The organism is Myxococcus sp. AM011 (assembly GCF_013372595.1).
Lineage (GTDB): Bacteria > Myxococcota > Myxococcia > Myxococcales > Myxococcaceae > Myxococcus > Myxococcus eversor.
On record NZ_JABXEM010000143.1, the window covers coordinates 1 to 22,268 of the forward strand.

The following is a 22,268-nucleotide window of genomic DNA, read 5'->3' on the forward strand; positions in this document are numbered from 1 at the left end:
AGCGGTGCCTCGAAAGCTGAGCGCGGACGCGGGCTACTTCTCCGCGAAGAATGTCCACTGGCTGGAGTCGGTGGGCGTCGAGCCATACCTCGCTACCGGCCGCCAGAAGCATGGGGACGCGCCACCGAAAGTCAGAGGCCGTCCGCCCGCGGGACTCACCCCGAAGGAGCGGATGGCCCGGAAGCTGGCGACGACGCGAGGCAAAGAGGTGTATCGAATGCGCAAGGCGATTGTGGAGCCCGTCTTCGGACAAATCAAAGAGGCACGCGGCATCCGTGCCCTGCTGCGACGAGGCTTGAATGCGGCCCGGGAGGAGTGGGCGCTCATCTGCGCCACCCACAACCTCCTCAAGCTCTTCCGCGCGACGGCTGGGCAGTAACCATCCGCCGCAATCGAGCGGCGGGCCTCCTGCCTCGTCCGCTCTCGCCCCTCAATCCGTTACCGCCACAGACTCCTAGCAATAGGGGAAGTGACCGCATGCGGAGCCCTCCTGGCGCTGGGCTCCTTTCGTTGGAGTCCGTCGTCGACGCAAATCGAGCAGTACCAGATAGAGATGGCAAGTGCTCTGGATTGAATCGGTGTGCGTGGTCGAGCGCGGAGACGGAAGGCCACGCCAGGCCAAGTGGTGTTGAGGCTCAAGGGGCCCATGCGTCGACCGCGATGTTCCAGCGCGGCCGTCAGATGGGCGAACCGCGCTCCTCGACCCGAAGCTGCTGGCTGTTGATGGCCGTCAGCAGCTTGCGCACCAGCTCCATGTACTGCGCATCCGTCATCTGCCCCCGAAACATCCGCAGCTCCTGAATCTGTGCGCGGCCCCAGCTTCCGGAGGCAAGGCTGTCCTCCACCATCCGGTCGACCTTCTCGAACGCGGCCACGTTCTCCGACGTGGGCGGTGGTGGCGTCGGCGCCTTCTCTGGGACCGGACCGTCGGCGACAGAGGCCATCGCCGTGCGCAGCTCTTCCCGCAGCAGTTCGCGGAGCTCTCCTCGAAGCCCCGTGAGGTCCATGCCCACCATGGCCCTGGGGCCGGGAGCGACAGGCGGGCTCGCCGCCTGAGTCTCCAGCCTGCGTGCCAGCGCCTCCATCCGCGCGTCCTGCCGCTCGAGCCGCCTCATCAACTCCCCGTTCACTGGATTCGGAGTCAAGGCCTGGGCGAAGCCGAAGCCCGCCAACGCCGCCAGGAGCGGGATGCCAACGCGAGACAAGACAGTCGAACGGATGCTCATGAAAACCTCTGGGTCGGTGAAGGCGCCCCACCCGCGAACGCCCGTCGCGCCTCCCCGTGGCGTGCGGGAGGCGCGACGGACCGGTGACGACTACGGAGTCCTCATGTCCAGATAGGACGTCGCACGCACCTCGACGGAGGTGCAGTTGTTACTCGCATCCCAGGACACGCGAAGATACCCGTCCTCCGTGATGGTCCTCAGCGCCGCCAGGTGGGCGGCGGACGACGTGATGCAGACGCCCATCTGTGCCGAGGAGTTCCGGGCGGCGACCAGCGCGCGCTCGCCGACCACGCTGTTACTCTCGAACACGATTTCGACGAACGACCAGGAGTCGGTGGCGTTCCGCGCTCCTCCCATGCTGGCGTAGAAGGTGCGATTCGCGCTGTCGAGGACGACAGGAATGCTGTCCCGGTAACCTGCCCAGGCCGTGCCGCCAGCACCAAGGACCGCCAGAACCACTCCCAGGCCCATCACTCGCTTCTTCATTGATACAACCCCTCATGCGTGTGGCCCACATGGGCCGTCAATCCATGGATGGCTTTGCTGCCCTCATGGTGACGCGAACCCTAGGCACCCCGTCTGACGTGTATCGCCGGAGGTCACAATCCCACCCGAGCTGTGACATGAGAGGTTACAAAGGCCGTCACGCAACAAGCCCATCCGAGGTGTTCACGATGGCTTGGGAATTGCTGGGCGGTGCCCTCCTGAATTCAGGAGGGCACCGTGCTGACCGGCTCAGTCCGCGCGCTCGCCGTCCACGCCGATGATGCAGGAGCACTTGTTCGTGACGGTGTTGCACCGGCCCGCCATGGTGCCTCCGCACTGGGAGTTCGACGTGCAGGTCCGGCCAGGAACACACGAGCCGCAGTCCGGGTCCTGGAGGCAGACCTCCGAGCAGCAGTTGTCCCGACCACAACCACAGGTGGGGATGGTGATGAAACAGTTATAGGCGACGTCGTCGCACCACACCCGATCGGCTCCGGTGTCATCGATGGAGCACCGCCTGAGCGTGCCACTGCAGGACGCCGTCGCGCCGTTCGCGCACTTCAAGCTCACCGTGCAGTCGCCACTCGCGAGCGACGACTCCTGCTGGCCCGTCTCCTCGGAGGGCGTGGCCTCGACTGCCTGCGTCTGCGCCTCGGAGGGGGCGGGCTCACAACCCGTCAGGACCAGCGCGAACACCACGAAAATTCCAGCCATCGTCTTCATGAAGACCTCTGTCGGTTGATTGGGATGGAGCGCTCGTGGGAGCGCCCGGCGGCCCAATATGACAGACGGCACCTCAAGTGAAGACAGAACTCGCTGTGACGTTTTTAGTCTCAGATGCCTGTTTCAATGTCAGCCGTAGGTGTGAAGCGCCCCGGGGAGTCCCGGGAGACCGCGCGGTCGAGTATCACCGCGTCCGTGGTCGTCTGTCTCGGGTGAAGACACGTCAAGCAGATGCGCCGTCGTGGAAATCCTTTCGGGAGGATTCGAGTGGCACGGTCTCGACCTCGTCACCATTCCGGGAGGTGGGGCACTCGATGGCGGAGATGTAGTCGAGCTGGAAGAGGTCGTGGTCCTGGAGGAATCGGCTGACGAGGTCGGCCATCTCCTCAGGCCGCTCCATGAGGACCAGATGGTCGGCTTCGCGGATGGTGGTGAACAGCGCCCCGGGAATCGTCTCCGCCAGGTTTCGCACGTGCTCCGGCGGCGTGAGCGGGTCGAACTCGCCGGTGAAGACAAGCGTGGGGCGATCCAGGATGTGGAGCCTGGGGTCTCGAGCCTTGGCGATCAGCCGGTTCTGGACGGCGCCGTATCGGTTCGCCTCGCGCGGAGTGACCGCATAGAAGGCCTTCTCCACCAGCACCCGGGTGGCTTCCGCTTCACGGACGTGGTTGCGCGGGTCCTGATTCATGGTGGCTCGGACCAGGCCCTGGACGAAGGCGTCGAGCTGTCCCTCCAGAATCTGCTCGGCGCGGACGTCGACCCGGGCGGCGGAGTCCCGTGGCAGCTCCAATGCGGCTCCCACGAGGACGAGGCGGTCCACGCTCTCCGGGTAGCGATGCGCGAACTCGTAGGCGGTCGAGCCCCCGTATGAGATGCCCATGACGTTGAGCCGGGGCACGCCGAGATGGACTCTCAGGTGCTCCAGGCAGTCCGCGAGGAAGTCGAAGCCGAGCTCCGACGACAGGTCATCCGCCGCGCCGGAACCGGGGAGGTCGGCCATGATGAGCGTGCCAAGCGGGTGCAGCAGATGCTCGAGCTTCGGCAGTGCATACATGTCCTGGAAGGCGCCGCTGATGATGAGCAGCGGTGAGTCGATGAGGGGCTGCTCGGGACCCGGCACGACGCGGTAGGCGTAGCGGATGCCCTGGAAGGTCAGGTACTTCGTCTCCGTTGCCTCCTCGCCCGTGAGGAGGCGCGCGATGGCGTTGGCGGTGCGGCAGCGCAGCACGTCGGCCCAACGGACCTCGCGTTGGAGGTCCGTCTCCAGGGCCCGGTGCAGTCGGGCGAGCTGGATGGAATTGCCTCCGGCGTCGAAGAAGTCGTCGTCGGCGCCGATGTCGGGCTGGCCGAGGACCTCGGCGAAGAGACGACGCACCCTTCGGACCGAGTCCGTGGTGTTGGTCGCCGGGGCGATGATGTCGGTGGTCTCGGCCACGGTCATCGCCACGGGGAGCCCCGACACATCCACGACGCGAATCCGCGCGAGCGCGCCTCTCGCGGCATCGAGGGACGGCGCTGGGCCTCGGGCGAAGACGCGACGCACGGCGCGGGGAGGCCCGGCAAGTCGTGAGCGAAGGTGATGTCCGCCCGGGAGGACTCCGACCCAGCTGACGGCATCCGACGAAGCGGCGGCGATGGGCAGCGACTCCAGCGCCTGCGCGGGTTCCATGAGCGCGTGGCCGCGCGCCACGGCCTGGCCCGTCACCTCCAGGTCGGCGGTGCGCTCACCGCGCCAGTAGCTCCAACCGATGCTGTGACAGGCAGGAGGAAGCGCCGCGTGGCGGCTCTCGGCATGACACTGCTCGGCGAAGGCGTCGAGCGCGGCATTGCAGGCGGAATGGGCGCCCTGGAGCGCGCCGCCGACCGCGCCGACGGCGGAGGAGAACAGGATGAGGCGACAGCCGGGCCTGTGCTTCACGAGCCGCCACAGGCTCCATGCGCCCGCGAGCTTCGGGGCCAGCGCGTTGGCCAGGTCCTCGCGAGTCATCTCGAGGAGGGGCTTCTCCTCGTAGGTCCCCGCCAGGTGCAGCATCCTGTCCACGGGACGCGACCACCGCGCCTCCGCGTGCTCGACGGCGAGCCGGACGGCGTCCGAGTCCCCGACGTCGAGGGATCGATACAGCACTTCGCCCTGCTCGCGCAGCGACGCGAGCGCTGTCCGCGACGCTTCGTGCAGGGACGCCTCGGGGGTGCGACCGAGCAGCAGCACGCGGGCGTCGTACCGGGTGACGAGCCATTCCGCGACGAGCCGTCCCAGATGGCCGAGCCCTCCCGTGAGGACGAAGAGGCCTCCTCTTTCGAACCCAGGGGCGTCGATGAGCGCGCCCCCGGGATGGGTGGGCTCCATCCGGAGGACATGGCGACCGTCGTCCCTCCAGGCGACCCCGGGCTCGACGCAGAGCGCATCCACCTCGGACAGGATGCGGCGCGCGTTGGCGTCGGGGGCTCCGGTTGGAAGGTCCAGGTGGCTCGCGCGCAACCAGGGCAGCTCGAGCTGGGCGGTGGCCAGCAGACCGCGAACGGGAGCGTGGTGCACGGCGACCGGGTCGTCAGCGAGGACGCGCTGTCCATGAGTGGCGATGACTCGCAGCAGGACCTGCTCGGGGCGCGAGGCGTCGAGTGCCCGCAGCAGCGGGACGAGCCAGCCACAAGCGCGGAGACACGCCTCGCGCTGTGCCTCGAAGGACTCCGGGACTCCCACCGGGGAGGGCGCGGCGAGGTGGAGGATGTGTCGAGGCAGCAGCCCGGCCTCGCGCAGCTCCGTGAGGAACTGGAGGAGGTGGCTCGGGTTCTCAGTGTCCAGTCGGTAGACGCGAGGGCTCTCGCGAACGAGCCCGGGCGTCGACGCCGGGACGACGGTGACATGGGGCTGTTCGCGACCGTCCAGCTCCTGGCGAAGGGCTTCCCCGAGATGGGGGTCGCCCTCGATGAGGAGGACCGTCGCGCTCCGCTCCTCGCCGTGCGGGTCGGCGTCGAGGGGCGCGGCATGCCAGGCGCGCCGGTAGAACCACGCGGGCAGGCGATGGTTCGCGTCCGCCCGTGGCTCCGCTGACGCGAGCTTCGCCGCGTATCGACTGGCGAGGAGCGTTCGCTGAATCTTGCCGAGGTCCGTCTTGGGAATGTCCTCCCTGTCGACGGCGACGAGATGGTCGGGATTGACGCCATGGCCCCTGGCCACCGCGGCGCGAATCCTTCGCGAGGCCTCCTGCTCGTTCGTCCCCGGCAGCAGGTGGAAGAAGAGGGCGAGCTGATCCGTCGATGCCCCATTCGGGCGGACCGCGCAGGCCGCAGTGTACGAGCGGTCGATGAAGGGCAGCTCCTCGACGGTGGCTTCAATCTCGTGGCCGAAGTGGTTGGCGCCGTTGATGATGATGGTGTCGCGGGTGCGGCCCGTCAGCGTGAGGCGGCCCTCGCGGAGGAAGGCGCGATCGCCAGTGCGGAACCAGCCATCGGCGGTGAAGGACTCGCGGTTGGCGGCGTCGTTGTCGACATAGCCTCGCAGCACCGAGGGCCCTTGTATCTCGAGGGAGCCGACCTCGCCCTCCGGGAGCACGCGGTCCGTGTCGTCGACGATGCGCAGTCGCACGCCGGGGATGGGCTGCCCGAGCGACACGACGGCGTCGTCGTCGGACGTGGTGGAGAGGTTGAACTCGGTGGAGTAGGTGACGCCCGACGACGTCTCCGACATGCCCCAGGCCGGCCACATCGCGGTGTCGCGCAGGCCGTGGGGCGCCAGGGCGCGCAGGAACTCCCGGGCGGTCCTGGAGGAGATGGCTTCTCCACCGTTGATCAGGATCCGGACCCGGGAGAGGTCCCATCGGCGCGCGCTCTTCTGGCGGCCCAGCTCTCCGACAATCAGGCCGAAGGCGAAGTGAGGTGCCCAGCTCAGGGTGGCGCCATGGCGCTCCATCCAGCCGAGCCAGCGCAGGGGCTCACCAAGGATGAGCTGCATGGGGACATGGACCTCCGTGCAGGAGGAGAGCAGGTTCCCCATGTGCATCATCGCGATGCTGCCGCCGTGCTCCAGCGGCATCCAGCTGAAGGACACGTCTTCAGGCCCCGTGCGCTTCACCCATGCGGAGCCACGGGCCTCGGTGAGGATGGACTGATGGCGCAAGGGCACCGTCTTGGGCGTGCCCGTGCTGCCCGAGGTGAACAGCAGCAGGGTGACGTCATCGGGAGATGCGTCGCGATAGGGCGCCACCGGCTCGTGGCGGATGAGGTCGTCGACGGAGGCCGCCGTCACCGTGTGGCCGTTGTTCGCGGCGAACGCGTGGAGCGACGCGAGCCTGGATGAATCCGTGAGGATGCAGGGCTCGTGCAGTGCCTGCCAGGCTGCCAGGAGTTTGCTCACGCCTGGAATTCCCTCGGCGTACTCGGCCGGAGTCGCCACGGGGGCGGGAACCAGGCCCGCGAGGAGGGTGCCCCACAACGCGGTGATGAAGTCGCGAGTCCCCGGCAGTTGGAACAGCACCGCCTGGCCAGGTCTTAGCCCCGCGCTCCGCAGTCCGCCCGCGACGCGCAGGGCCCGCGAGAGCAGGTCGCGGTAGGTGTCGGTCCGCTCGACGCCGTCCGCCTCGACATGGATGATTCGCTGTTCCGGGCTGCGCTCGACGGCCGCGAGGAGGACATCGGTCAGCGTCTGCTCCGCTCCCGAGCGGGCCGGGCCACCATCGGCGATGGCCAGTCGCGCGGGAGCCGCAGCCGAATGTCCTCGAGCCATCGAAGCGGCCGGGTCGGTGAGGGTGTCGGACGTCGGCGCATCGGCTGGGGCGCGTCGGAGCCTCAGGGCTTCGGGCGTGTGGCCCGCATCCGCGACGGACACCTGGAACTGGCCGGAGCCCAGCAAACCGTCGACCACCCGCTGGCAGGTGTCGACCAGGGTGTCGTCGAGCACCGCGAGGCCGGAGTCCTCCCGCGAGAGGAACTGGCGCGAAGGTGGGATGGCATGGACCAGGACCACGTGCAGCGGGCCAACCTGCGGGGGACACGTGGCGCGGATGTGCTCGATGACCGCCTGTTCGGTCAGCGGCCCCCGGGAGGCCACATGTATCAGGAAGCCTCCCGGGGCCTTCTGCTCATTGCGGGGATGCGGGGTGACGACACAGTCCGCGACTGTTCGCATTCTCAACACAGCGGAGCGAACCGCGGCCCGCGCTTCGGAGTCCAGTGTCGACAGTCCCTGCATGTACTCCCCCCTCGGAAAAGGCTGAGGGGAGAATGGATAGGCAATGGGGCTGATACTGCCCAGCGGGACAAACGTGCGACGCGGAAACCCCTATGAGCCGCTGGGGCAGCCCAGTCCGGGACAAGGACAGAACGTTTCCTCGCAGAGCAGGCGCGAGGCGTCACATTCCTGCTCGGCCTCGGGAGTCTGGGCGCGCGACATACACCGCACCCAGAGCCAACCGCAGTCGTTACAGGCCATCGCCTCGACGTCGCCCTGGGGGTCGCTCACCGGTGGGGATTGGAGGCCCGCGTCCTCTTCGTTGACGCCACAACCCACCAGCAGTCCGACGGCCAGAACCATTCCGACAAGTCTTCGCACGTGCGCTCCTTGGTCGTGATGCATCGCCAATTTCGCACGCGCGCTGATGCGCCTCAACTCCGGGTGACGCGGTACTGCGTGACGCGGCCCTGGGCGTCATAGTCGATGACGAAGGACTCGTAGGAGACGCCGACGGGCGACACGCCCAGCTCATACACCTCGCTGGTCCCTCGCCGCTGCTCCGGCTCTCCGAGCAACGTGTGCACGTCGTCGCGGCTCATGCCCTCGCGCAGGTGCTTCTGCTTGAGTTCGACGACCATGCCGACGCGCGGATTCTTGTCCGCGCCACTGCCCCGCTGTGCCTTCCACTGCTCCGAATCGAAGGCACCCTTCCGCGATGTGGACATCATGTAGACCCCCAGGCCTGTGAGCAGGAGCAACGCGGCGCAAAGCCACGTCCAGCGCCGCATGTTCCTCATCCTCCGCGTGCCTGTCACCTATCAGTAGGGGTCGGCGTACACATCTCCACCAGGCACCGGCTGCCCTCCCGTGCCTGGGACGAGATTCGACAGGCCGTGCTGATTGACTGGAACGCGGTCGCTCCACTGCAACTGGCCCCGCTGGTCGAACAGCACCATCTTCCCGTCCGTCACGGCCTGCTGGACCAGCGTGGCCAGCTCCTCGGGGGACGCGTTGGGGTTGTCCAGGGCAATCTGCCGGCCGACCTGGTTGTTGTAGAGGTCCATCGCCTCGCGGTCCGCCGGGTTGCCAGGCATTCCCTCATGGGCGGTGGCGAACTGCTGCGTCCACTCGGCGCCGAACTCACGCGTCATCAGCGCGTTCCAGTAGGCATGGCGGAAGGCGTCGCGGTGGCCGTCCTGGCCCCGCCACTCGCCCACCCGCTCCTCCGGCACATGGCCTGGAGGCGTGCCCGTGGTCGGATAGAGACGCGAGGACGTCTCCAGGGCCTGGTCCTTGATGTTGTTGAAGGTGTTCAGACCCAGCAGCCCGTTCGAGGCCGCGAGCCCGTCCAGCATCCGCCCCTCGGTGGCGGTGACGTCGTACTCAGGCGCGAAAGGGATGGGAATGAGGCCGCCCGCCTTCGGGCTCCAGCTCACCACCGAGTCGTCCGCCGTCTGGAAGTCGCGCTGAATCTGGGCGAGGTCCGGCCGCGTCGCGCCGCCGGGCTCTGGCGTCGCCGTCGCGGTCGTCCGGGAGGCCTCGAAGCTGTCTCTGCCATCCCATCCTGGAACCTGGGCGCGCGCCGCGGGAGCGGAGGCCGTCCCAGACGCCGTCTCGGTCTTCGCTCGCGTCGGCTCGGCTCCGTCCACCCCGAGGCGCCGGGTGATGCCTCCGATGAGATCTCGGCCGATGGAAGAAATGGACATGTGGCGCTCCCCCTGGAAATAGGACTTTTCCAATTATCAACGGGTGGGGGAGAGAAGTTGCGTCAGGCGGGATGCAGGCCCGCCCGCGCGCCGGTGCGGGGTACCCCGCACCGTGTCATCTTCCGCTCAAAGCTGTTGGAGGAACCGCAGCAGGTCCTGCTTCTGCGTGGGATTGAGGGACTCGGGAGGTCCGCCCGGGGTCTCCGGTGGATGGACGGGTGGGAGGTTCAGGGGCGCGGTGAAGGGCAGGACGAACTGGCTGTAGATGTCCACGACGTCCTCCAGACTCCCGCTGCTGTTGTCGTGGTAGTAGGGCGCCGTCCGCGCGATGCCCCGCAGCGTGGGGATGTCGAAGGCCTCGAAGTCCAGCGGGTTGCCGGTGATGAGCGCCCGGCCAGGGTCCGTGGAGAACCACTGAGGAAAGAGATTGGGGCCGACGATGGGCGCTCCGCTCTCATCCACCGCGGGAGTTGGATCATACGGCGCTCCGCTGGCCGTCACCGGGATGGGAGGAAGGTCGGTCACCGGGTGCTGGCGTGTGCCGTCCGTATAGAAGCGGAACCGGTAGCGCGGCAGTTCGAGGTCCGCGTTGAACAGCGCGGGGAACAGGCCAACCTGTCCCAGGTAGGAGAAGCTCGCGAACCCGATGTTCAGGATGTCCGGCGGCGAGCGCGGCGCCTGCATGGGCACGGGGCCCGCTCCGGGGACGTGGGTGAACAGGACGTTGCCATCGGCCTTCGTCACCGGGAAATGGGAGGCGAGCTCCCGCATGGCTGGCGTTGATATCCGGCTCAGCGTCGGGCCGCCATGGCAGGGCTCGCAGCCGACCTTGAAGACCTCGCGACCTCGTTGCTCCTGGGGCGTGAGCCACATGAAGTCCTCGGGGAGGGGAATCCTCGCGAGCGGCACTCCCGCGTTGCTCAAGTCCGAGACGAACCGCGCGCGGGCGGATGTGAATTCCCCTCGCTGGAAGTCCGCCACCTGCCGGAGCTGGTTGCGAGGCACGGCGGCTCCCTCGCTGTGACTGGTGATGGCGGCCTGGGCCTGGTCCTCCAGGTTCGACTCGCGCCCGTCGAGCTGGAAGAACGGCCCGGTGAGGGCGAGGTCCTGGATGCTCGGGACGCCTCGCCAGACGGAAATCTTCCGGTCGCCTGGCGTGACGACGTGTCCCTGGACGTCGATGACGTCCATGTTGGCGGGGAGGGTGATGACGACGCGGACGAGCCCCTTCTGGAGGTGCTCGTAGGTGGGCACCGCCGCGTTCGGGTCATCCGCGTCAATGCGGTTGAACAGCGGGTCCGCCGGATTCGAGGCGAACAGGGCCCGGACGTGCTCGGGACGCAGGGCCGTGCTGTCCTCGTGCACATGGCACGTGGCGCATGAGCGCCCGTTGGTGTTCGGGAAGGCCTGGCTGAACAGCCTCTTGCCCATGCCGCCGTGATGAAGGGAGGCCTGGCCCTCTTCCAGCTCGGGAGCCGTGCCCTGGGTGCCGTCGACCGGGTCCTGCTCCGGGGCCGCTGGGGTGCACTGGGTCAGTCCGCCCAGTGCGAACGCACCGGTCAGACACGCGATGAGGCGCGTGGGAATCATGGGGATGTCTCCAGGGGTGTGGAACTCCCCACGAAACACCCGAGGCCTCCGCGAGTGTCACCCGGCCGTCCGCCGCGAAAAAGAAACCGGGGGCCCCTCGTGAGAGAGGCCCCCGGTCCGGTGCGTCGGTGTGTCAGGAATTACAGGCGCGTCTCGCCGTCGAACGTCGCGGGGCAGGTGGTGGGCAGCGCGAAGCCGTTGGTCGGCGTGGTGCTGGCCGAGCCGCCGGAGACGGCGTTGGTGCCCAGGCCGAAGGCGGCGAACGCCTTCCACAGACGGCACACGTCCTCGCCGTTGTGCAGGGTGGTGGCGGCGCTGATGATGCCGTCACGCACCTGGGTGAACGTCGGGCTGCAAGCGGTGCGCTTCAGGCCCTCGGTGAAGTACAGCATCATGCGCTGGTTACCGGCGTTGCCATTGGCGTTGTAGAGGTTCGAGTCGAAGCCCCACTGCGTGACGAGGGCCCAGTAGGCCTCCCACATCGCCTGGGTGAACACGGAGCCCACGCCGTGCGGAACGGCCATGCCGTTGATGCTCGCGTACGTCCAGGTGTTGCGCGTCGAGTCCAGGGTGTACGGCTGGGTGCGGATGCCGTTGCCGTCGGTGGCCTGGTTCAGCGCGTAGGTGCCCACGCCGCGAATCTTGTTGGCCGTGTCACCGACGCGCGCCGTGTAGAACAGCGAGAGGAAGTCGCTGATGCCCTCGCCCGGCTGCTGCCGGTTGCCGAGGCACGACACGTTGCTGGGGCCGCCGACGAGGCGGTTGGAGATGCCATGGCCGAACTCGTGGACGATGATGCCGCTGTCCAGGTCGCCGTCCTTGTCCGGCGTCGGCGCCGTCCAGATGTACATCTGCATGCGCGGGCGGCTGCCGTCCGCGGGCGTGGAGAAGTTGGCGTTGTTGGTGCCGCTGCCGTCCTGCGCTTCGGCCTGCACGTAGTCGTTGCCCGCGCCGCCGCGGCCGTAGTTGTTCTGCTGGAAGTTGCCGGCCACTTCGTTGAAGCCGTACTGGTACTGGACGTCGTGGATGATGTTGTTCCAGTAGAACAGGTTGGTGACGGCCGCGGGGATGTACGCGGACGGAGCGGAGGAGAGGTTGATGGGGAAGACGCAGTTGATCGCCGCGCCGCAGTCCGGCTGGCCGGTGGTGGGCGGGGCGTTGTTGGCGTCGCGGTCCTCGTACGCGTGCACGTTGTTGCCGCGCGGAATCGTGTACTCCGCGCCGGCGACTCCGTTGGTGTCGTGCCAGCCGTAGGGTGAAGCCGTGGCGTTGGCGGGGTTGGCCACCGTCGTGCGGCCGTCCGCGGGGGGAAGGGGCGTGGTGTGATTGGGGCTCTCCACCGGCACCGGATAGACCTGGTAGGAATCCGCGGCCACCCAGTCAAGGCGCGTCAACACCTCGCCGGAGCTGGCGTCCACCGTCACGTCGTAGTCGTGCTGCGAGTCCAGGGTGTGGACCTGGAAGTGCCACACCAGGCGCGCCTCGCCCCGGCGCATGGGCAGCACGGCCAGCTCCGCGACGATGGGCTCGCGCGACAGGCCATCCACTTCCACGCCCGTGCGGCGCTTCACTCCGGACTCCGCCTTCAGGGAGCGCGGGGCGCTCGGCAGGCTCACGCCCAGGTGCCGGGCCAGGCCCGCGACGGCCTCGCCAGCGCTCAGGCGCGGCTCCACGCCGGAGATGGAGGACTCGATGGAGGGCAGGAAGTCGCTGTGGACGCCCAGGACGCTGCCATCCTTGCCCACGTTGATCTGCAACTGCGCGTTGTACACGGGCAGGCCCTTGAACGTCTGCCGCAGGTACAGGTGCGTGGCGCCGCTCACGTCGGAGAAGACGCGGTCGGTGACTTCGAGGTTCGCCAGGTCATTGAGACCCAGGCCGAGCGCCTCGTGGTGCTTCTGGACGAAGTCCAGGGCGATGGCCATCGGGTCACCGCTGCTCGGACCGGAGAGCGCGCCCACGGGGTTGGTGAGCGAACGGACGAGGCCGCTCGACTCGTCCACTTCCACCAGAAGGTCGGGGATGGCCTGGCGCAGCGCCGCGACGTGTGCCTTCTGCACCGTCGAGAAGCCGAATCGCGCCTGCGCATTGTAGGCGGTACGGGCATCGAAATGCCGCTCGCCGCCGGACTCCGGCGCCACTGCGAGCGCCGTGGACCCGGAGAGGGTCGCCGTGAAAACCACCGCCTGGAACAGTCGCCTTCGGTATGCACCTACGGACATGTCGTGCTCCTGCGCTGCGGGTCAGCCGCCCCTGTGCGGGGCGGTACTGGGCGTGCGAGGAAACACGTATTCCTAGTTTAATGCAAATGATCCGAAATATATGAAAAATTTGGTTTAATTGTAGTTGTGGTGGGGGCTCCCAGTATTTGACGCGCGGGTGCGGGACGACCTCTCGGAGGGGGGCTGGATGTGAGCTGTTTTTGGCCTGGTGCGTCTGGGTGATTCCTACCAACCGGGTGTCCGGCTCGGAGCCGTGGCCTGCTGTGTCAGATTCAAGGGTGCGGGATGACCCTGTCTGGCATGGACAGCCGGAGCCGAACTTCTCAGTTTGTCGGTACCTGCGTTCAGGGATGCGACGTGGACTGTGCCGGGGCTGAGCCGTCTGGGTTTCCCGAAGACATGTGTATCTGAATTGCGTTGAGCGATTCGCGAGGTGACTTCCTCGCCGTCCGAGCCGCCGGGCGGCGGCGGCGAGGTCACGCCGCGTGTGCGGGTCCGCGGTACCGCGGGAGGGGCGCGCCACGGGGCACGTGAGGGGCGGAGTCCCCATGGCCGGGCGGAGGGTGTTGCCCGCGACACGTCAGAGGGCAGGGCGCTGGCAACGTCCTTGACGCTCGCTGGGGCCTGCGGTACATCCGGCCTCGTTGGTTCGCGGTGGTAGCTCAGTTGGTAGAGCACGAGCTTCCCAAGCTCGGGGTCGAGGGTTCGAATCCCTTCCGCCGCTCACTCGTAAAGGCCGGTAGTTCTTGAGGAAACTCGGGACTACCGGCCTTCGTGTTTCCGGGCCTCGGGCCGCTCTTCAGCTTGGCTCGCTCAGAAGTAGAGCCACCGGGCTCCCGTGGGCGAGTTGGAGCTGAGCCCACATATCAGCGCGTCTTGCCCGGACGCTGTGCAGCACGCCATCGTCGTCCCCACCTGCCTCCGCAAGCAGGGCTGGTTCCCGTAGTCGCCGCATGCGGGGAGGCCCGAGCAGGAGGGTGGAGCGCAGGCAGTAAACACTCCATCACACGTCACGCCCTGGCCATTCGTGGAGGAGCATGTGGCGCCGGAGCAGGACACGGAGGGGGCATTGCCGTTACAGATCGCGATGCAGGTCGCGAACTGGGAATGTGTAGCCACCTCCTCGGGCGGCATGACGGGAGTGGGCTCCAACTCCGCTCCACCACACCCGATGAGTGAAAGACCGACGAACAACGCCGACATGATTCCAGACGGCTTCATGTGTGTACTCCCGGTATGGAATGGACAGCCTTGTCATTCTACACGGGCTTGCTTGTCATTTCGATGCGAGGGGGATTGCGCCGCGCCTGTCGTGAGGCGCATCGGATGATTCAGCGGCGTGCCCGGAATATTCTCGGCGCTGGCCTCTTCCGATGCCGGTGACGTGTATCCATGAGCCTTCTCCAGGTCCGGTACATCCCATGACTGGGGGCTCATCTATGCAGGCGAATGGATCGCCCACTGACGACTCGACGCGCCCCATCACGAGCGCTTTCGCCGCGAAGGTCCGTGCAGAGGCAACATGGGTTCGACCAGGGTCGCCATCGCATCCACGAAGAGCCGGACCCTCGCGGGGAGGTTCAGCCGACTCGGGTAGAGGGCGTAGACGCTTCTCACCATCGCTGGCTTGGGACCGAAGACGACCTTCAGTCGACCCTCACGCACGGCATCTCGGCAGAGGATCGCCGGAACGCGCGCGATTCCGACTCCAGCCAGGGCCGCCTCACACGCGACCTCCAGGTCATTCACAATCAGCACCGGGTCGATCCGCGACTTCACCCCCATGACCTGCCAGGTCTCGAACGCGCTGAAGCCGACGCATCGGGCGGAGGCGAGGTCCTGGGCGCGCGGCACTCCATGCTTCGACAGATACCCAGGGCTCGCGACGCAGTAGACAGGCGCCTCTCCGAGCTTGCGCGAGACGAGCGATGAGTCGTCGAGTGGTCCGATGTGAATCGCGAGGTCCAGTCCCTCCTCGATGAGGTTGATGCGGCGATCCGCCAGCACCACTTCAATCCGTGCCTTGGGATAGCGTCCGAGGAACTTCGAGACCACCGGAGCCAGGTAGCGGCGGCCGTAGAGCACCGGCGAGGACACCCGCAACAGACCGACCGGCTCCACCTGCTGTTGCTGTACCTCTTTGTTGGCCTCGTCGATCTGCGCGGCGATGGCGGAACAGCGCTCGAAGTACACCGCTCCCGAACCCGTGACGCGCAGCCGCCGAGTGGTCCGCTCCAGGAGTCGCACCCCGAGCTGTTTCTCCAGCTTCCCGATTCGCTCACTGGTGGTCTGCTTCGTGATGCCGAGCTGCCGCGCGGCTCCGCTGAAGCTGCCTTCGCGAACCACTGCCGCGAAGAGAACCATGTCGGCCGGTGAAATCATCATCGTCAAGGCTAGCCTGACAAAGAGTCAGCATGCGAGCGCATTGTCCAACAGTCGCCCGGACCGCATGGTGGCACCCGATGACCCCGTCGCAGGAGTGCTCACATGAAGCTCTACTTCGCGCCCCGGACCCGGGCGACGCGTCCCCGATGGCTGCTCGAGGAACTCGAAGTCCCCTACGAGCTCGTCAAACTCGACCTGTCGAAGCAGGAGAACCGGACACCGGCCCATCTGGCGTTGCACCCATTCGGAGAGGTCCCTGTCCTGGTGGATGGAGACGTCACCTTGTTCGAATCACCGGCGATCTGCCTCTACCTGGCCGACCGATTTCCAGAGAAGCGTCTGGCACCACCCCCGGCGTCGAGCGAGCGCGGTCCCTACCTTCAATGGCTGCTGTTCGCCGAGGTGACGCTCGAACCCCTGGTGCTGGAGCAGTACCGGAACGCCCAACTGCCCGACGAACACCAGGCCGACCTCTCGAAGCAGCTCGCCCGGCTTGATGAAGTGCTCACCGTCATCGACACCCGGCTCGACGGCAGGGAATTCGTGGCCGGGGCCTCCTTCACCGCCGCCGACCTGGTCCTGGCGTCGATTCTTCACCTGGCGAACACGATGAAGCTCCTTGAGAGACATTCGCGGCTCGTCGACTACGTCGTGTGCCAGACCCGGCGCCCCGCCATCAGGCGCGCCGTCGCGGGATGACAGCCCAGGGCTCTCCGTTCGAATCGAGGGTCGCCCCGCGGCGTCCCGTCCGGGGGGATGCGCGTGTGGAGGGGTTGGCGGATACGGGCAGAACAGGGATGCTCACGGGAATGAGCGGGATACACATGGGCATCTTTTCCAGCGTCTTCGGCGTCGGCCTTGGGGTCGCGAGCCTCATCGGCTACGTCCGCTGGCAGCGCTGGAAGCAGCAACTCAAGACCTGGCAGGACTTCGCGAACACTCGCGGCTGGTCCTTCGTCGCGAAGCCCGGGTTCATGTACTCCGCGGGGACGATGGAGATGAAGGGCCGCCACGCCGGGCGGACGATCACCGTGGAGACCGAGCACCGGGGCTTCGGCAGGCATTTCCACATCGTCACCATCATCCGGCACGGGCTGGGTGATGGCTTTCCGCGCGAGGTGACCATCCGGCCCGAGACGCTGGGCGACACGTTCCTCAGACTGTTCGGCGTGAAAGACGAGGATATTGGAGATGCCAGCCTTGATAACGCGTTGGACCTGAGGAACGTCACTCCCAAGGCCCGCGCCTTCCTCCTCGGCGCGGGAATGCGGCGGCCCCTGCTGGACCTGGCCCGCGTCTTCGAGACCTTCGCCATCGAGAACGGCGTCCTGACGGTGGAGGTGATTGCCGTCCCGCGCACCCCCATCGAGATGTATGGATTGCTGACGCCCGTACGTGAACTGGCTGATGCTGTCCGGGGCGCGCGCGGCGATACCGACTGACGGATGCGTTTGGGCGTGGGAAGAGTGACGAACCGTCGGGCTCACCTCCCTCACAGCCCACAGCGGACGAAAACGATGCGACTTCACCGGACGTCCTCCAGGTGGGCCTTCGCGCGGAAAGGCAGGCCGCTGCGGCTCCCTGGAGGAGGCCTGCCCGGGCCACTGGAGGCGGCCCGGGCGGGAGCTCATCACCAGTCGTAGCCGTGGTAGCTCTTCAGTGAGATGACCTTGCCGCTGTTCGGGTAGTACAGGACGCCGTACTCGGCGTAACTGTGGCAGTTGTTGCAGGGGAGTTCCTCCCAGGCGAACCACGCCTGGATGGGGCCACCGCCCGCGAACGTGTCGATGGCGGCCAGCAGCGGGGAGCTGCTCGCGTCGAAGAAGTAGTTGTCCACCACCAGGCCGGCGCGGTCGGTGGCCTCGCCCCAATCGAACGGCGGCACTACCTGCGTCGTCTCGTGGAGGTGGTCCACCACCGCCTGGATGGTCACCGGCGTGGCCGGGCACTCCGGGGTGCTGTACGCGTCGATGCCGACCCACCCGTACCACGTCGTGGCCAAGGCGTCGGAGGCGGGCGCCTGGAGGGCGGGCGCCGGGGGCGGGAAGCCAATTTCGGTGAGCGACATCGGCTGGCCAGGGAGCACCTCGCAGGCGCTCGCGTACGTGCAGCGCTGCACCTGGCGGTAGGTACCGCACGAGCTGAAGTCCAGCGTGCCCGCGGGCTTCGAGTGGTAGCAGTTGTAGACGGACGGCTGGCAGGCGGGGGACGGCCACGTGTTGTACGGGTCGTCGTTGGTGCTGATGGCCAGCCCGGTGACTCGCACCACGAGGCGCGCCGTCTCGTCCACCACGGCGCCGGTGTACAGCGCGGCGGTGAAGGTGAGGGGAATGGTGTGCGGGTCCACGGCCTGGTGCACGGCCGGGTAGCGCCAGTCCAGGTTGAAGGTGTCCGCGTCCACGCGGGAGACCGTCGGCACGCCGTCCGGCGCGGTGACGGTGAGCGACGTGGCCGCCGAGTCCACCCGGCCGCGGTACATCAGGGCCTCGGTGCCGGCCGTGTTGCGCACGTAGACCGGGTCGACGTTCTCGAAGACGGAGATGGAGTTCGGCCCCCGGAAGTCGAAGAAGCGGGGCGCGAGGATGATCTGCGCGTAGTACCGCGTCGGCGAGCCCGTGAAGGTGTCGATGGAGACCAGCAGCGGCAGGCCGGAGAGCATCGTGTTCAGCTCGTGGCCCTCCTCCAGCACCACCTCGAAGCGCCGCTCGCTGATGACGCTCGCCGTGCCAAAGGCGTCATCCGGCACGAAGCTGAAGACATCGCTGATGTAGCGGTTGGTGGTGCCTCGAATCACGAGCACGCGGCGGTTGTTGCGCGTTTCGAAGGTGCCCAGCGTCTCGAAGCTGAGTTCGTGCGTGCCGGTGGGCTCGTACGCGTAGATGCGGGTGGCCGTCGCCGCGGCGGTGGAGACACCCGTCTCCTCGACAGGGACGACTGGCGACTCGTCGGGGGCCGTGCTGCCACAGGCCGTGACTCCGAGAGACAGCGCACAGGCGAGTGCGAAATTGCGGAAATTCATGCGTTTCCTCCAGGTGAAGAATTCCGGGGGATAGCACATGCGCCTGACGCAAGCGTGACGCGGCATGTCTCAGCCGTGTGACGACACCGGGGTACATGCCTTCGGAGGACGGACCTCGTTCCGGGGCCGACCTCGCACATGCCGTGGGCAAGCCCAGGTGCTCCAGAATCGCCCGCACTCCGGTGGCCCCTTCACGTAAGGCAAGACCCGCTGCCTGCCTCCACACCTCACGCAGGCGAGCACGTCGAAGTCGAACGTCCTGCTGACTCAGCCAACGCTATGGATGGGTTGCTGCCGCCCGTGGGTGAGTTGGCCGACGCTGTCCGAGGCGCGTGCGGCCATTCCGACTGACGGGCGGAGGGCACCCGACGGGAATGCGCCCGCTGGCTGTCTTGTGCCTCAACACCGCGCGGCCGTCCATCAGGCGCCGCAGGATGCGATTTTCGTCTGGAGTCATGCAATGGTTTGCTGGACGACATGTCGCGTCTTGGTTTCGCGGAAAAGGCAAATCAATCGCGTGTGAATCCAGACGCCCTCATGGCGAAAATCCCGCGCCCCTGCAAGAGCTTGCACTCAAAGGCAGGCTTGCCTTACAGACCTCGCGCCGCGGAGGGCGGTTCCGCTTGTGCATCTCGGGGCGGTGCCACGACGTGAGTGTGTGCCTTGTCCTCCGTGGCATTCCTGGGCCCATGGCCCGAAATGGAGACACCATGAAGCGGCAGAGGTTGTTCGCGGGGTTCATCGCGGCGGGACTCGTCGGCTGTGGCGTGCCCGTGGAGCCCCAGCAGGACCCCCAGCAGACTCCGCCTCCGGCCGAAGTCACTCCTGCTCCCGAGGCCAACGCGGCCGTGGGTGAGGCGGAGCAGGAGATCATCGGTGGCGCCTATGCCTACCAGAACCAGTTCCCGTACCAGGTCCGCCTGCTGGTCAATGGCGGTCACTATTGCGGTGGGACCATCGTCAACGCGAACTGGATTGTCACCGCGGCCCACTGCGTCGTCGGCGTGAGCCCCCAGTCGATTGTGGTTGTCGCGGGCGACAACATCATCAACACCTACGAGTCCACCGAGCAGGCGCGGACCATCGTCAACTACGCGTACCACCCGGCATTCGGTTACGCGGGCAACGCGCCGGTGCACGACGTGGCGGTCATCCTGCTGTCCTCACCGTTGGCGTTCAACTACGCGGTGCTGCCGCTCGCGCTGCCGACTGACACGGCGCCGCTGACCTACCTCACCGCGAGCGGTTGGGGGAATACGTTCGCGGGCAGCGGCCAGTCCAACAGCCTGAAGTACGCAAACCTGCCCAACAACCCCGTCTCCGCCTGCGACGGCTACCTGCTGCGCAATCTCTACCCCAACTTCGAGCTCTGTGTGGGCTACGCCAACGGCATCGAGGGGGGCTGCCACGGTGACAGCGGGGGCCCGCTGGCCGCCGGCGGCGTGCTGCGCGGCATCGTGAGCTGGGGCCGTGGCTACTCCTGCGACTCGTACACGGTCTTCACCGACGTGCTCACGTACGTGCCCTGGATTCGCTCCTTCACCGGGTAACGGGCACCGGGCCGCGTCACCAAGTAAACTCCTTGGATTCCGTCGAACGGGAGACCCCAAGCTTCCCAAGCTTGGGGTCGAAGGTTCGAATCCCTTCCGCCGACATGGCTCCGCGCTCCTCGACTACTCGCCCTCTTCGACGGTGAGCTGGTACGAGTCCTGGAAGTTGGCCTCGCGGTTCTTCGCGTCACGCACCTCGAAGATGTAGACGCCGGGCTCCGCGCTGAACCGGATGCTCTCCGGCTGGTCTCCCTTGGCGCGGTCCGCCGTCTGCACCAACGACAGCTTCCCATCCGGCTGCACGCGGTGCAGGTACAGGCCCACGTCGACCTTCAGGATGCCCAGCAGCGTCGCCCTGAGCGGCGTGCGCACCGGCCGGTCCGACAGGTCCACCCGGTAGTAGTCCGTGTCCTTCACCGGGAACACCGTGCCGCGCACCGCCTTGCCGAGCGTCAGCTCCTGCGCGCGCTCCACCGTGTTGTTCGGCTCTCGCTCCTCACCACCGTTGTCCGGCACCGTGGTGACGGTGATTCGGTAGGGCTGCTCCGAGTTCTCGAAGTCCTTCACCCACTTGCCCTCCACCTTGCGCGACGCGCCCTCCACGCGGAAATAGCAGCTGCCATTGCACGCGACGTTGTTGAGGCGCTCGGGCTCCTTCAGCGCGCCGTCATTGGCTCGCAGGAGCACCGTCTCCTGCTGCCCGTCACCCTGTGGCGGCTCCACCATGGACAACACCAGGTCCAGGCGCTCCACGCCGGTCAGCTCCACCTTCGCGAGCACCGGCTCCGTCGTGCGCAGCACGAAGTGGTCCACGTCTCCCTTGGGCGCCAGGAACCCCTCTCGGTACCCACCGGCCGTCAGCGGCGTGGCCTTGTAGAGCTCGTCATTCGGCTCCAGCTCCGCGTTCGCCCCGGCCTCCTCCTGCGTCACGGTCAGCGTGTACGGCGTGCCCGCGTTGAACGTGCGGCGCGCTTCCTTGCCCGCCCCCGTCCAGCCGCCCTTCACCACCACGTAGACGACCCGGTCCGTCGCACGCACCCCGATGTTGCGCAGCGACAGGGCCTCGCCCTCCTTGCCACGCAGCGAGAACAGGGGCGCCTCCGCCGCGGACAGCACCGAGATTTCCGGGCGCACGCCCTCCACCGCTGACAGGTCGATCTTCAGCGCCACCGAGGGAGGCTCGGGCGGAGGCGCCGCCACTCCCGCGTCCGTCACCTGCGCCACGCCCGTCTCCGGAGCCGGCGCGGCGGGAGGCTCACCCCCACCGAACGTGCCCGTGGGGGAGGGGGGCGCTTCCAGCGGAGCCTCGCCCTCCTCGGGCGTCCCCGTGGCCGCGCCAGGCCCGGGGCTCGGAGGCGGCGTCGCTCCCTCCGCGGGCGCTTCACCCGGAGCCGAGGCACCCTGGGGCGCCGTGCCCCCGGCCCCCGAGTCCGCGTCGTTCGCCGCGGGCGCGTTCGTGGGCGCGGCGGTCTCCGGCAGCTCCACCCGGTACCAGTCCTCGTCGCCCGCGTGGCCCAGGAACGCCGTCACCGTCTGGCCCAGGGGGAGGGCAATGGCGTCCACCGCCCTGTCGTTGGGCTCGTGCTCCTCGCCGTCGTTCGCGGCGCGCATCTTCACGGTGAGGGTGTAGGCCCCACCCACGCCCTTGCGCGCGGGGGCCACGCGCAGCCAGCGCTCACCCTCCACGTAGAGGTTGGGGAAGCGCTCCGGCTTGCCATCGCCCTCGCTGTTGATGGAGGCCAGCCGGTTGCGGTCCCGGTCATAGACCTCCAGGGTGATGTCTCCGCCGGGCAACCCGGACACGGTGACGTCCGCCACGCGGGGGGCGGGGGGCGCGAGCCGATACCAGTCCTCGTCCGCCTTGTTCGGCTGGGCCGCCAGGTCCGCCGTCACCACGCTGTCCCGAGTCAGCTCCAGGGCCTGCTCGGGCCGCTCGTTGGGCTCCTGCTCCGTGAGGGCCGAAGGCCCCGTCTCCACCACGGGCCCCGCGTCGGGCACCTCGCTCGGCTTGTCGTCCTTGCAGGCGACCAGCGTCGCGGCCAGCACACAGACCCACCCCCAGCGTCGCATCACGTTTTCTCTCCGCATCGGGCCGCATCACTTCCTCGCGGCGTCCAGGTGTCAAGCACCCCAACACCCGGGCCCGTGCTTTCATCCGTGTCGCAAAGCGGGCCCCTGGCCCCCCTCGGCA

Annotated in this window: 16 protein-coding genes and 1 tRNA gene; 5 read left to right on the forward strand and 12 right to left on the reverse strand. The window is 67.5% G+C overall.

Annotated elements, in window-relative coordinates:
* Positions 1 to 379, forward strand: a 379-nt coding sequence (locus tag HUW62_RS27035; protein ID WP_176436031.1) for a transposase, incomplete at its 5' end; no start/stop codon positions are given.
* Positions 380 to 677: 298 nt separating this feature from the next.
* Here the strand turns inward: HUW62_RS27035 and HUW62_RS27040 are convergent.
* The 9 genes from HUW62_RS27040 to HUW62_RS27080 form a co-directional block, all read right to left on the reverse strand.
* A complete protein-coding gene (locus HUW62_RS27040; RefSeq protein ID WP_176436032.1) occupies positions 678 to 1,226 on the reverse strand; it encodes a hypothetical protein in 549 nt (182 codons plus the stop codon).
* A gap of 90 nt (positions 1,227 to 1,316) precedes the next feature.
* Entirely contained in the window at positions 1,317 to 1,712 is a 396-nt protein-coding gene (locus tag HUW62_RS27045; protein WP_163862525.1) for a hypothetical protein, read from the reverse strand.
* Between the two features lie 249 nt (positions 1,713 to 1,961).
* Complete coding sequence (locus tag HUW62_RS27050; RefSeq protein ID WP_163862527.1) at positions 1,962 to 2,435, reverse strand: hypothetical protein; 474 nt, start codon at positions 2,433 to 2,435, stop codon at positions 1,962 to 1,964.
* Positions 2,436 to 2,658: 223 nt separating this feature from the next.
* Entirely contained in the window at positions 2,659 to 7,560 is a 4,902-nt protein-coding gene (locus HUW62_RS27055) for an alpha/beta fold hydrolase (protein WP_176436033.1), read from the reverse strand.
* A 153-nt stretch (positions 7,561 to 7,713) separates the two neighbouring features.
* The gene (locus HUW62_RS27060) at positions 7,714 to 7,965 is read right to left on the reverse strand and encodes a hypothetical protein (protein ID WP_240356110.1); all 252 of its coding nucleotides are present in this window, start codon (positions 7,963 to 7,965) and stop codon (positions 7,714 to 7,716) included.
* A gap of 71 nt (positions 7,966 to 8,036) precedes the next feature.
* Positions 8,037 to 8,393, reverse strand: a complete 357-nt coding sequence (locus HUW62_RS27065) for a hypothetical protein (protein WP_163862533.1) — start codon at positions 8,391 to 8,393, stop codon at positions 8,037 to 8,039.
* Positions 8,394 to 8,423: 30 nt separating this feature from the next.
* The gene (locus HUW62_RS27070; protein ID WP_176436034.1) at positions 8,424 to 9,311 is read right to left on the reverse strand and encodes a hypothetical protein; all 888 of its coding nucleotides are present in this window, start codon (positions 9,309 to 9,311) and stop codon (positions 8,424 to 8,426) included.
* 126 nt (positions 9,312 to 9,437) lie between these two features.
* Positions 9,438 to 10,901: a cytochrome-c peroxidase gene (locus HUW62_RS27075; RefSeq protein ID WP_176436035.1), complete on the reverse strand. Its 1,464-nt coding sequence runs from the start codon at positions 10,899 to 10,901 to the stop codon at positions 9,438 to 9,440.
* A gap of 140 nt (positions 10,902 to 11,041) precedes the next feature.
* Positions 11,042 to 13,123, reverse strand: a complete 2,082-nt coding sequence (locus HUW62_RS27080) for a M36 family metallopeptidase (RefSeq protein WP_176436036.1) — start codon at positions 13,121 to 13,123, stop codon at positions 11,042 to 11,044.
* 651 nt (positions 13,124 to 13,774) lie between these two features.
* Between HUW62_RS27080 and HUW62_RS27085 the strand changes: the two genes are divergently transcribed.
* A tRNA-Gly gene (locus tag HUW62_RS27085) sits at positions 13,775 to 13,847 on the forward strand.
* A 758-nt stretch (positions 13,848 to 14,605) separates the two neighbouring features.
* Here HUW62_RS27085 and HUW62_RS27090 read toward each other — a convergent pair.
* Positions 14,606 to 15,487, reverse strand: a complete 882-nt coding sequence (locus tag HUW62_RS27090) for a LysR family transcriptional regulator (protein ID WP_255203660.1) — start codon at positions 15,485 to 15,487, stop codon at positions 14,606 to 14,608.
* A gap of 123 nt (positions 15,488 to 15,610) precedes the next feature.
* Here HUW62_RS27090 and HUW62_RS27095 point away from each other — a divergent pair, with 123 nt between their 5' ends.
* Both HUW62_RS27095 and HUW62_RS27100 read left to right on the forward strand, forming a co-directional pair.
* Positions 15,611 to 16,207, forward strand: a complete 597-nt coding sequence (locus HUW62_RS27095) for a glutathione S-transferase family protein (protein WP_163862544.1) — start codon at positions 15,611 to 15,613, stop codon at positions 16,205 to 16,207.
* Positions 16,208 to 16,272: 65 nt separating this feature from the next.
* Complete coding sequence (locus HUW62_RS27100) at positions 16,273 to 16,950, forward strand: hypothetical protein (RefSeq protein WP_368670488.1); 678 nt, start codon at positions 16,273 to 16,275, stop codon at positions 16,948 to 16,950.
* Positions 16,951 to 17,138: 188 nt separating this feature from the next.
* Here the strand turns inward: HUW62_RS27100 and HUW62_RS27105 are convergent, their stop codons facing one another.
* Positions 17,139 to 18,527, reverse strand: coding sequence for a hypothetical protein (locus HUW62_RS27105; RefSeq protein WP_176436037.1), 1,389 nt, complete (start codon positions 18,525 to 18,527; stop codon positions 17,139 to 17,141).
* A 710-nt stretch (positions 18,528 to 19,237) separates the two neighbouring features.
* On the opposite strand from HUW62_RS27105, the gene HUW62_RS27110 reads away from it, so the two are divergent.
* Complete coding sequence (locus HUW62_RS27110) at positions 19,238 to 20,077, forward strand: serine protease (RefSeq protein ID WP_176436038.1); 840 nt, start codon at positions 19,238 to 19,240, stop codon at positions 20,075 to 20,077.
* A 123-nt stretch (positions 20,078 to 20,200) separates the two neighbouring features.
* Here HUW62_RS27110 and HUW62_RS27115 read toward each other — a convergent pair whose 3' ends face one another.
* On the reverse strand, positions 20,201 to 22,147 hold the full coding sequence (locus HUW62_RS27115; RefSeq protein ID WP_176436043.1) for an ABC transporter substrate-binding protein: 1,947 nt from the start codon (positions 22,145 to 22,147) through the stop codon (positions 20,201 to 20,203).
* Between the last annotated feature and the right edge of the window lie 121 nt (positions 22,148 to 22,268).

Bases quoted from the DNA above. Each gene is read 5' to 3' on its own strand.
- HUW62_RS27040 (WP_176436032.1), bottom strand. From the start codon at position 1,226: ATGAGCATCCGTTCGACTGTCTTGTCTCGCGTTGGCATCCCGCTCCTG.
- HUW62_RS27045 (WP_163862525.1), bottom strand. From the start codon at position 1,712: ATGAAGAAGCGAGTGATGGGCCTGGGAGTGGTTCTGGCGGTCCTTGGT.
- HUW62_RS27050 (WP_163862527.1), bottom strand. From the start codon at position 2,435: ATGAAGACGATGGCTGGAATTTTCGTGGTGTTCGCGCTGGTCCTGACG.
- HUW62_RS27055 (WP_176436033.1), bottom strand. From the start codon at position 7,560: ATGCGAACAGTCGCGGACTGTGTCGTCACCCCGCATCCCCGCAATGAG.
- HUW62_RS27060 (WP_240356110.1), bottom strand. From the start codon at position 7,965: ATGGTTCTGGCCGTCGGACTGCTGGTGGGTTGTGGCGTCAACGAAGAG.
- HUW62_RS27065 (WP_163862533.1), bottom strand. From the start codon at position 8,393: ATGCGGCGCTGGACGTGGCTTTGCGCCGCGTTGCTCCTGCTCACAGGC.
- HUW62_RS27070 (WP_176436034.1), bottom strand. From the start codon at position 9,311: ATGTCCATTTCTTCCATCGGCCGAGATCTCATCGGAGGCATCACCCGG.
- HUW62_RS27075 (WP_176436035.1), bottom strand. From the start codon at position 10,901: ATGATTCCCACGCGCCTCATCGCGTGTCTGACCGGTGCGTTCGCACTG.
- HUW62_RS27080 (WP_176436036.1), bottom strand. From the start codon at position 13,123: ATGTCCGTAGGTGCATACCGAAGGCGACTGTTCCAGGCGGTGGTTTTC.
- HUW62_RS27090 (WP_255203660.1), bottom strand. From the start codon at position 15,487: ATGGTTCTCTTCGCGGCAGTGGTTCGCGAAGGCAGCTTCAGCGGAGCC.
- HUW62_RS27095 (WP_163862544.1), top strand. From the start codon at position 15,611: ATGAAGCTCTACTTCGCGCCCCGGACCCGGGCGACGCGTCCCCGATGG.
- HUW62_RS27105 (WP_176436037.1), bottom strand. From the start codon at position 18,527: ATGAATTTCCGCAATTTCGCACTCGCCTGTGCGCTGTCTCTCGGAGTC.
- HUW62_RS27110 (WP_176436038.1), top strand. From the start codon at position 19,238: ATGAAGCGGCAGAGGTTGTTCGCGGGGTTCATCGCGGCGGGACTCGTC.
- HUW62_RS27115 (WP_176436043.1), bottom strand. From the start codon at position 22,147: ATGCGACGCTGGGGGTGGGTCTGTGTGCTGGCCGCGACGCTGGTCGCC.